This window comes from Streptomyces avidinii, from assembly GCF_014650695.1.
GTDB classification, from domain to species: domain Bacteria; phylum Actinomycetota; class Actinomycetes; order Streptomycetales; family Streptomycetaceae; genus Streptomyces; species Streptomyces avidinii.
Genome location: NZ_BMVL01000004.1, coordinates 567,766 through 577,012 on the forward strand (window position 1 = coordinate 567,766; position 9,247 = coordinate 577,012).

Consider the following 9,247-nt stretch of genomic DNA (forward strand, 5'->3'; position numbering starts at 1 on the left):
GGAGATGTGACGGCAATGGCTACGGGAATTCTCCGGCCCCCAGGCACAACGGCCGTCCCCGCCCCGGGCGGCGGGCGGTGACCCCGGGGCACGGCATCCGGCCCCTGTCCGACACGGTCCACGTGAACGCCACACTCGACAAGGCGACGGCGGAGAACTTCCCCGTCGCCCCCGTCTTCCTGCCCCGTGCCTGGCGCGACGGGCTGACGGCCGTCTACGGGTACGCCCGCCTCGTCGACGACATCGGTGACGGCGACCTCGCCCCCGGCGGCCGCGACGCCGTCCTCCTCGGTCTCGACCCCGCCGCCGTCGACGACCGGCTCGCCATGCTCGACGCCCTCGAGGCCGACCTGATGCGCGTGTTCGGCGCCGACTCCGGCCCGCCCCGCCACCCGCTGCTGCTCGCCCTCCGGCCCGTCGTGCGCGCCCACGGCCTGACCCCCGAGCCGTTCCTCGGGCTCATCGAGGCCAACCGCCAGGACCAGCACGTCGCGCGCTACGGGACGTACGCGGACCTGGTCGGCTACTGCGAGTTGTCCGCGAACCCGGTCGGCCGCCTCGTGCTCTCCCTCACCGGCACCAGCACCCCCGAACGGATCCGCCGCTCCGACGCCGTCTGCACGGCCCTGCAGATCGTCGAGCACATCCAGGACGTCGCCGAGGACCTCGGCCGCGACCGCATCTACCTGCCCGCCGAGGACATGCGCCGCTTCCACGTGGCCGAGGCGGAGCTCGCGGCCCCGACCGCCGGCGCGTCCGTACGCGCCCTGATCGCATTCGAAAGCGATCGCGCACGCGAGCTGCTGAATGAAGGCACCCCGCTCGTGGGTAGCGTCCACGGCAGACTCCGGCTGCTGCTCGCGGGCTTCGTGGGAGGGGGGCGTGCGGCCCTGCGAGCCGTCACCGCCGCCGGTTTCGACGTCCTCCCCGGCCCGCCCAAGCCCACCAAGAGCGGCCTGCTCCGCGAGGTGGCCGCCGTCCTGCGCACAGCGCCGAGAAAGGGGTGAGCCCGACCGTGGAGGGCCCCACACACGTGTCCGCACCGGTCCAGGCCGCCTACAGCTACTGCGAGGCCGTCACCGGTTCCCAGGCACGCAACTTCGCCTACGGCATCCGGCTGCTGCCGAACGACAAGCGGCAGGCGATGTCCGCGCTGTACGCCTTCTCGCGGCGGGTCGACGACATCGGTGACGGCACGCTGGCCCCCGAGGCCAAGTTCGCCCGGCTCGAGGAGACCCGCGCCGTGCTCGGGCGGATCCGGGCCGAGGAGATCGACGAGGACGACACCGACCCGGTCGCGGTCGCCCTCGCGCATGCCGCGCGCCGCTTCCCCATCCCGCTCGGCGGCCTCGACGAACTCATCGACGGGGTCCTGATGGACGTCCGCGGCGAGACCTACGAGACCTGGGACGACCTCAGGACCTACTGCCGCTGCGTGGCCGGGGCCATCGGGCGGCTCTCGCTCGGCGTGTTCGGCACGGTGAACGGCTCCGCCCTCGGGGCATCCGACTCCGCGCGCGCCGCGGAGTACGCCGACACCCTCGGTCTCGCCCTGCAACTCACCAACATCCTGCGGGACGTTCGCGAGGACGCGGCCAACGGGCGTACCTACCTGCCCGCCGAGGACCTCGCCAAGTTCGGCTGCTCGGAAGGCTTCCGCAGCGACCGGATGCCCGCCGGCGCCGACTTCGCCGGGCTCGTCCACCACGAAGTCCGCCGTGCCCGGGCCCTGTTCGCCGAGGGCTACCGGCTGCTGCCGATGCTCGACCGGCGCAGCGGTGCCTGCGTGGCCGCCATGGCCGGCATCTACCGGCGGCTGCTGGACCGTATCGAGCGCGAGCCCGAGGCGGTGCTGCGGGGCCGCGTGTCGCTGCCGCCGCACGAGAAGGCGTACGTCGCGGTGCGCGGCCTGTCCGGCCTCGATGCGCGGACCGTCTCCCGCCAGAACACGCGGAGGCGAGGCTGATGACCGCGATCACCCGGCTCCCGGCGGCCGCAGCCGGTCCGGCCGCGGCGCGCACGCACCTGCGCCTGCGCCCGGTGGGGCGTCCCGGCAGGGACGGCGCCCGGGCAACCACTTCGGCGGCGGGCGCGTCTCTTCCGGCGGACTGCGACCACGAGGGCCGGGCCGCCGTACGCCCGGCGGCCCGGCCCACCGACGACCGACCGTCCGGCCCGGAGGGCCACCGCAGCACGGGGGAGCACGCATGACCGGCATCGAGCAGCACGCGGTCGTCGTGGGCGGCGGACTCGCCGGGGTCACCACCGCCCTCGAACTCGCCGACGCAGGGATGCGCGTCACCCTGATGGAGGGCCGCCCCCGGCTCGGCGGCCTCGCCTTCTCCTTCAAGCGCGGCGACCTCGACGTCGACAACGGCCAGCACGTCTATCTGCGCTGCTGCACCGCCTACCGGTGGTTCCTCGACCGCGTCGACGGCGCGGCCCTCGCCCCCCTGCAGGACCGGCTCGACGTCCCCGTCCTGGACGTCGCCCACCCCGGCGGCCCGCGACTGGGCCGGCTGCGCCGCAGCGGCCTGCCCGTGCCCCTGCACCTGGCCGGATCGCTCGCCCGCTACCCGCACCTCTCCATCGCCGAGCGACTGAGCGTCGGCCGCGCCGCCCTCGCGCTGCGCCGGCTGGACCCCACCGACCCGGCGCTGGACGGCCTGGACTTCGCGACCTGGCTCGGCCGCTACGGCCAGTCGGCCCGCACGATCGAGGCCCTGTGGGACCTGGTCGGCATCGCCACGCTCAACGCCACCGCCGAGCAGTCCTCGCTGGGCCTGGCCGCCATGGTCTTCAAGACCGGCCTGCTCTCCGAGAACGGCGCCGCCGACATCGGCTGGGCCCGGGTCCCGCTGGGCGAACTGCACGACACCCTCACCCGCAAGGCGCTCGACGCGGCCGGCGTACGGACCGAACTGCGCACCCGCGTCACCGGCATCTCCCGCATGCCCGAAGGGGCGTGGCGGATCGACACCGAGGAAGAGTGCCTGGAGGCGGGTTCCGTGGTCCTCGCCGTCCCGCAGCGCGAGGCCCACGCACTGCTGCCCGCCGGCGCCCTCCCCGACCCCGACAAGCTCCTGGACATCGGCACCGCGCCCATCCTCAACGTCCACGTGGTCTACGACCGCAAGGTGCTCAAGCAACCCTTCTTCGCCGCCCTCGGCTCCCCGGTGCAGTGGGTCTTCGACCGCACCGAGTCCTCCGGACTGCCCGACGGCGGCCAGTACCTGGCGCTCTCCCAGTCCGTCGCCCAGGACGACATCGACGAACCCGTCTCCGTCCTGCGCGCCAAGTACCTGCCCGAGCTGGAGCGGCTGCTGCCCGCCGCGCGCGGCGCCAAGGTACGGGACTTCTTCGTCACCCGGGAGCGGACGGCCACCTTCGCCCCCACCCCCGGCGTCGGCCGGCTGCGCCCCGGGGCGCGGACCGACACGCCGGGGCTCTACCTCGCCGGTGCGTGGACTGCCACGGGCTGGCCCGCGACCATGGAGAGCGCCGTCCGGAGCGGACTGAGCGCGGCGCACGCCGCACTCGCCGCGCTCGGCCGCCACCGCGAACACCCTCTGCAGGAGGCGGCATGACGAGCACCATCAGTAGCACCGGCACCACCAGCACCACGAGCACAGCACGTACAGGAACAAGAGGAGAGCCAGTGAACCCGGGGAATCCGGCTGTCGAGAACACGGATGCCAGTGTGGGCACAGCCGGAGGGGGCGTGGAGAAGGCGGACACGATCGCTCTCCTGGAACGCGGCCGTACGCTGTCGACCCCCGCGCTCCGCGCCGCCGTCGACCGGCTCGCGGCGCCCATGGACACCGTCGCCGCCTACCACTTCGGCTGGATCGACGCCCAGGGCAACGTGGCGGACGGCGACGGCGGCAAGGCCGTTCGCCCCGCGCTCGCACTGCTCTCCGCGGAGGCCGCGGGCGCGGCGGCCGAGGTCGGCATCCCCGGCGCCGTCGCGGTCGAGCTCGTACACAACTTCTCGCTGCTGCACGACGACCTGATGGACGGCGACGAGCAGCGCCGCCACCGCGACACGGTGTGGAAGGTGCACGGCCCGGCCCTCGCGATCCTCGTCGGCGACGCCCTGTTCGCCCTCGCCAACGAGGTGCTGCTGGAGCTCGGCACCGTGGAGGCCGGCCGTGCGACCCGCAGGCTGACCACCGCCAGCCGCAAGCTCATCGACGGCCAGGCCCAGGACATCTCCTACGAGCACCGCGAGCGCGTCAGCGTCGAGGAATGCCTGGAGATGGAGGGCAACAAGACCGGCGCCCTGCTCGCCTGCGCGGTCTCCATCGGCGCCGTCCTCGGCGGCGCGGACGACCGTACCGCCGACAAGCTGGAGGAGTACGGCTACCACCTCGGGCTCGCCTTCCAGGCCGTCGACGACCTGCTCGGCATCTGGGGCGACCCCGAGGCGACCGGCAAGCAGACCTGGAGCGACCTGCGCCAGCGCAAGAAGTCCCTGCCCGTCGTCGCCGCCCTCGCGGCCGGCGGCGAGGCGTCCGAGCAGCTCGCCGAACTGCTCGCCGCCGACGCCAAGAGCAGCGACTTCGAGAACTTCTCGGAGGAGGAGTTCGCCGCCCGCGCGGCCCTCATCGAGGCGGCCGGCGGCCGCCAGTGGACCGCCGACGAGGCACGCCGCCAGCACGCCGTCGCGATCCGGGCCCTGGACGACGTCGACATGCCGCAGCGCGTGCGCGACCAGCTCGTGGCCCTCGCGGACTTCGTCGTCGTGCGCAAGAGGTGATCGCCACCCGACAGCGGATATGAATCGCGAGTCGCCGGCCGGCGCCGCCACCTGAGCGTGGCGCGCACGGCCGACGGCAGACCCCAGCACAGCACAGGACACTGTTCTAAGGGGAAGCCATGACAGCGACGACCGACGGCAGCGCCGAGGGCGCTGGCGCTGGCAGCGAAACCACCCCGGGCGCTCCGCCGCCCGGCCCGCCGGGCCGCAGCGCCGGCCTGGCCGCCGGGCCCCCGGCACCGGCACCGCCCCCGGCGGCGCCGGCCCGGTCCGGCATGGGCGGACCGCGCGGCGAGTACGGACCACCGGGCGGGCCGACCGGCCTGCTGGGGCGCCCGCTGCGCCGCGGGGCGGGCCCGGCCACCGGGCGCACGGCCGCCCCGGCGCCCTCCGGAGCGGGCCGCGACACGACCCGGACCACCGGGCGGGCGAGCGCCGACCTGCGCCGGCCCCCGGACGGCGTCCGGCCGGGGGCGTACGAGGCCGCCGCGCGCGCCACCAGGAACCTGCTGGAGCGCCAGGACCCCGAGGGCTGGTGGAAGGGCGACCTGGAGACCAACGTCACCATGGACGCGGAGGACCTGCTGCTGCGGCAGTTCCTCGGCATCCGGGACGAGGCCACCACCCGCGCCGCCGCCCTCTTCATCCGGGGCGAGCAGCGGGAGGACGGCACCTGGGCCACCTTCCACGGCGGACCGCCCGAACTGTCCGCCACCGTCGAGGCCTACGTCGCGCTGCGCCTGGCAGGGGACGCGCCCGACGCTCCCCACATGAGCCGCGCCTCGGCCTGGATCCGCGCCCACGGCGGGATCGCCGCCGCCCGCGTCTTCACCCGGATCTGGCTGGCCCTCTTCGGCTGGTGGAACTGGGACCACCTCCCCGAACTCCCGCCCGAGCTGGTCTTCCTGCCGCCCTGGGTGCCCCTGAACATCTACGACTTCGGCTGCTGGGCCCGCCAGACCATCGTGCCGCTCACCGTGGTCTCCGCGCTGCGCCCGGTCCGCCCGGCCCCCTTCGCCCTGGACGAGCTGCACGCCGACGCCCGGGTGCCCAATCCCGTCGGCAGACTCGCCCCGCTGACCAGCTGGGACGGCGCCTTCCAGCGGATGGACAAGGCCCTGCACATCTACCGGCGGTTCGCGCCGCGCCGACTGCGCAAGGCGGCGATGGCCGGCGCCGGCCGCTGGATCATCGAACGCCAGGAGAACGACGGCTGCTGGGGCGGGATCCAGCCGCCCGCCGTGTACTCGGTCATCGCCCTGCACCTGCTCGGTTACGACCTGCGGCATCCGGTGATGCGCGCCGGACTGGAGTCCCTGGACCGGTTCGCGGTGTGGCGCGAGGACGGCGCCCGGATGATCGAGGCCTGCCAGTCCCCGGTGTGGGACACCTGCCTCGCCGCGATCGCCCTGGCCGACGCGGGACTGCGCCCCGACCACCCCGCGCTGGTCAAGGCCGCCGACTGGATGCTCGGCGAGGAGATCGTCCGCACCGGGGACTGGGCGGTGCGCCGGCCCGGGCTCGCCCCCGGCGGCTGGGCGTTCGAGTTCCACAACGACACCTACCCCGACATCGACGACACCGCCGAGGTGGTCCTCGCCCTGCGCCGGATCAAGCACCCCGATCCGGCCCGGGTCGAGGCGGCCATCGCCCGCGGGGTGTCCTGGAACCTCGGCATGCAGTCCAGGAACGGGGCGTGGGGCGCCTTCGACGCCGACAACACCAGCCCCTTCCCGAACAAGCTGCCCTTCTGCGACTTCGGCGAGGTCATCGACCCGCCCTCGGCCGACGTCACCGCCCACGTGGTGGAGATGCTCGCCTTCGAGGGCCGGGCGGGCGATGCGCGGACCCGGCGCGGCATCGCCTGGCTGCTCGCCGAACAGGAGCCGAGCGGCGGCTGGTTCGGCCGTTGGGGCACCAACTACGTCTACGGGACGGGGTCGGTGGTCCCGGCCCTCGTCGCGGCGGGCATCGCCCCGGGGCACCCCGCGATCCGGCGGGCCGTGCGCTGGCTGGAGTCCGTACAGAACGAGGACGGTGGGTGGGGCGAGGACCAGCGCTCCTACAAGGACCCGTCCTGGGCCGGGAAGGGCGCCTCGACCGCCTCGCAGACCGCCTGGGCGCTGATGGCCCTGCTGTCCGCGGGCGAGCGCGAGGGCAAGGCCGTCGAACGCGGCATCGCCCACCTGGTGGAGACCCAGCGGGAGGACGGCACCTGGGACGAGCCATACTTCACCGGGACCGGATTCCCCTGGGACTTCTCCATCAACTACCACCTGTACCGGCAGGTGTTCCCGCTCACCGCGCTCGGCCGCTACCTGTACGGGGAACCGTTCGCCCCGGCCGGGGAGGCGTGATGTCCGCCGCGGGCGGGGACCGGGCCCCGGGACCCGACCCGCTGCTGGTGGCCTGCGCGCTGCGCATCGAGCAGGCCGCGCTGCGCAGCGCCGGCGGCGGATCGGGGCGCGGGTCGGGCCGCGGAGCGGCCGGGCACACCCTGCTGCGCACCGGGATGGGCCCGAGCGCGGCCGAGCGGGCCGTCGGGCGGGCACTGGACCGGCCGGAGATGGACCGGGCCGCCGTCCTCGCGACCGGGTTCTGCGCCGGGCTGGTCCCCGGTATGCACCCCGGTGACCTGGTCGTCGCCGAGCAGACCCGGGACCCGCAGGGAACCGTCACCTGTACCGGCAGCGCGCTGCTCGCCGAGGCACTGGCCCGGGCCGCCCCGGGCCGGACCGTGCACACCGGCGCGCTGACCGGATCCGACCACGTCGTCCGCGGCCAGGAGCGCGCGCAGCTGCGCGCCACCGGCGCCATCGCGGTCGACATGGAGTCCGCGGCCACCCTGTGGGCCGCCACCCGGGGCGGTGGCCGCCCGGTTGCGGCCGTCCGGGTGATCGTGGACGCTCCGGAGCACGAGCTCGTCCGTATCGGCACGGTTCGCGGGGGAATATCGGCCTTCCGTGTCCTGCGTGCCGTACTGCCCGCGTTTTATGAATGGCACCGTTCGTTGCTGCTCCCCAGGAGGTGAGCCAGATGGCCATGCCGCTGCGCCAGTCCATCAGGGTCGGGACGTATCTTCTCGAACAGAAGCTCCGCAAGCGCGAGAAGTTCCCGCTGATCGTCGAACTGGAACCGCTCTACGCCTGCAACCTGGCCTGTGAGGGGTGCGGGAAGATCCAGCACCCGGCCGGGGTGCTCAAGCAGCGCATGCCGGTCGCACAGGCGGTCGGCGCCGTGCTGGAGTCCGGTGCGCCCATGGTGTCCATCGCGGGCGGCGAGCCCTTGATGCACCCGCAGATCCACGAGATCGTCCGGCAGTTGGTGGCGCGCCGGAAGTACGTGTTCCTCTGCACCAACGCGATGCTGCTGCGCAAGAAGATCGAGAAGTTCACCCCTTCCCCGTACTTCGCCTTCGCCGTGCACATCGACGGGCTGCGCGAGCGCCACGACGAGTCGGTGGCCAAGGAAGGCGTCTTCGACGAGGCGGTCGCCGCCATCAAGGAGGCGAAGAGGCGTGGTTTCCGGGTGACCACCAACTCCACCTTCTTCAACACCGACACCCCGCAGACGATCATCGAGGTGCTCAACTACCTCAACGACGACCTCCAGGTCGACGAAATGATGATCTCGCCCGCCTATGCCTACGAAAAGGCTCCCGACCAGGAGCACTTCCTGGGCGTCGAGCAGACCCGGGAACTCTTCAGGAAGGCCTTCGCGGGTGGCAACCGGCGGCGCTGGCGGCTCAACCACTCCCCGCTCTTCCTGGACTTCCTGGAAGGAAAGGCCGATTTCCCCTGCACGGCCTGGGCCATTCCGAATTACTCCCTCTTCGGGTGGCAGCGCCCCTGCTATCTGATGAGCGACGGCTACGTGCCGACGTACCGCGAGCTCATCAACGACACCGACTGGGACAAGTACGGCCGCGGAAAGGACCCGCGCTGCGCGAACTGCATGGCGCACTGCGGCTACGAGCCCACCGCCGTCCTCGCCACCATGGGCTCCCTCAAGGAGTCCCTGCGCGCGGCCCGGGAGACGATCGCCAGCAACCGGGACAAGTCGGCATGACCGCGCGGTCACCGGAGGAAGGGGGCGGCCGGGGCAAGGGCTTCGACCTCGGCGCCCTGCTGGCCGAGCGCGGCGCCGAACGCTACGAGCTGCATGCCAAGCACCTCAACCACCAGCTGCCCCGGATGCTGCACACCATCGGCTTCGACAAGGTCTACGAGCGGGCCGAGGGCGCCCACTTCTGGGACGCCGAGGGCAACGACTACCTGGACATGCTGGCCGGGTTCGGGGTGATGGGCCTGGGCCGGCACCACCCGGTCGTCCGCCGCGCCCTGCACGACGTCCTGGACGCCCAGCTCGCCGACCTCACCCGTTTCGACTGCCAGCCGCTGCCCGGACTGCTGGCCGAGAAGCTGCTCTCGTACAGCCCGCACCTGGACCGGGTCTTCTTCGGCAACAGCGGCACCGAGGCCGTGGAGA

At 73.3% G+C, this 9,247-nt stretch carries 9 protein-coding genes; all 9 read left to right on the forward strand.

Going from position 1 to position 9,247, the window contains the following annotated elements; genetic code table 11:
• Window positions 1-122: 122 nt before the first annotated feature.
• Window positions 123-1,007, forward strand: coding sequence for a squalene synthase HpnC (gene hpnC, locus IE257_RS13545; protein WP_229920321.1), 885 nt, complete (start codon window positions 123-125; stop codon window positions 1,005-1,007).
• Window positions 1,004-1,966 carry a presqualene diphosphate synthase HpnD gene (gene hpnD, locus IE257_RS13550; protein ID WP_189968173.1) on the forward strand — a complete coding sequence of 321 codons (963 nt, stop codon included), beginning with the start codon at window positions 1,004-1,006 and terminating at the stop codon, window positions 1,964-1,966. The genes hpnC and hpnD overlap by 4 nt, the downstream gene beginning before the upstream one ends.
• Window positions 1,966-2,211, forward strand: coding sequence for a hypothetical protein (locus tag IE257_RS13555; protein ID WP_189968175.1), 246 nt, complete (start codon window positions 1,966-1,968; stop codon window positions 2,209-2,211). Before hpnD ends, IE257_RS13555 begins: the two co-directional genes overlap by 1 nt.
• Window positions 2,208-3,587 (forward strand): hydroxysqualene dehydroxylase HpnE, encoded by a 1,380-nt coding sequence (gene hpnE / locus IE257_RS13560; protein ID WP_189968177.1) that lies wholly within the window; start codon window positions 2,208-2,210, stop codon window positions 3,585-3,587. The genes IE257_RS13555 and hpnE overlap by 4 nt, the downstream gene beginning before the upstream one ends.
• A complete protein-coding gene (locus IE257_RS13565) occupies window positions 3,584-4,759 on the forward strand; it encodes a polyprenyl synthetase family protein (RefSeq protein ID WP_189968180.1) in 1,176 nt (391 codons plus the stop codon). Before hpnE ends, IE257_RS13565 begins: the two co-directional genes overlap by 4 nt.
• A 119-nt stretch (window positions 4,760-4,878) precedes the next feature.
• Entirely contained in the window at window positions 4,879-7,116 is a 2,238-nt protein-coding gene (gene shc, locus IE257_RS13570; RefSeq protein ID WP_229920322.1) for a squalene--hopene cyclase, read from the forward strand.
• Window positions 7,116-7,790 (forward strand): phosphorylase family protein, encoded by a 675-nt coding sequence (locus tag IE257_RS13575; RefSeq protein WP_189968182.1) that lies wholly within the window; start codon window positions 7,116-7,118, stop codon window positions 7,788-7,790. Before shc ends, IE257_RS13575 begins: the two co-directional genes overlap by 1 nt.
• A 5-nt stretch (window positions 7,791-7,795) precedes the next feature.
• Window positions 7,796-8,827 carry an adenosyl-hopene transferase HpnH gene (gene hpnH / locus IE257_RS13580; RefSeq protein ID WP_189968184.1) on the forward strand — a complete coding sequence of 344 codons (1,032 nt, stop codon included), beginning with the start codon at window positions 7,796-7,798 and terminating at the stop codon, window positions 8,825-8,827.
• A partial coding sequence (locus IE257_RS38180; protein ID WP_373301817.1) for an aminotransferase class III-fold pyridoxal phosphate-dependent enzyme occupies window positions 8,824-9,247 on the forward strand: 424 nt, incomplete at its 3' end. The genes hpnH and IE257_RS38180, both read left to right, overlap by 4 nt.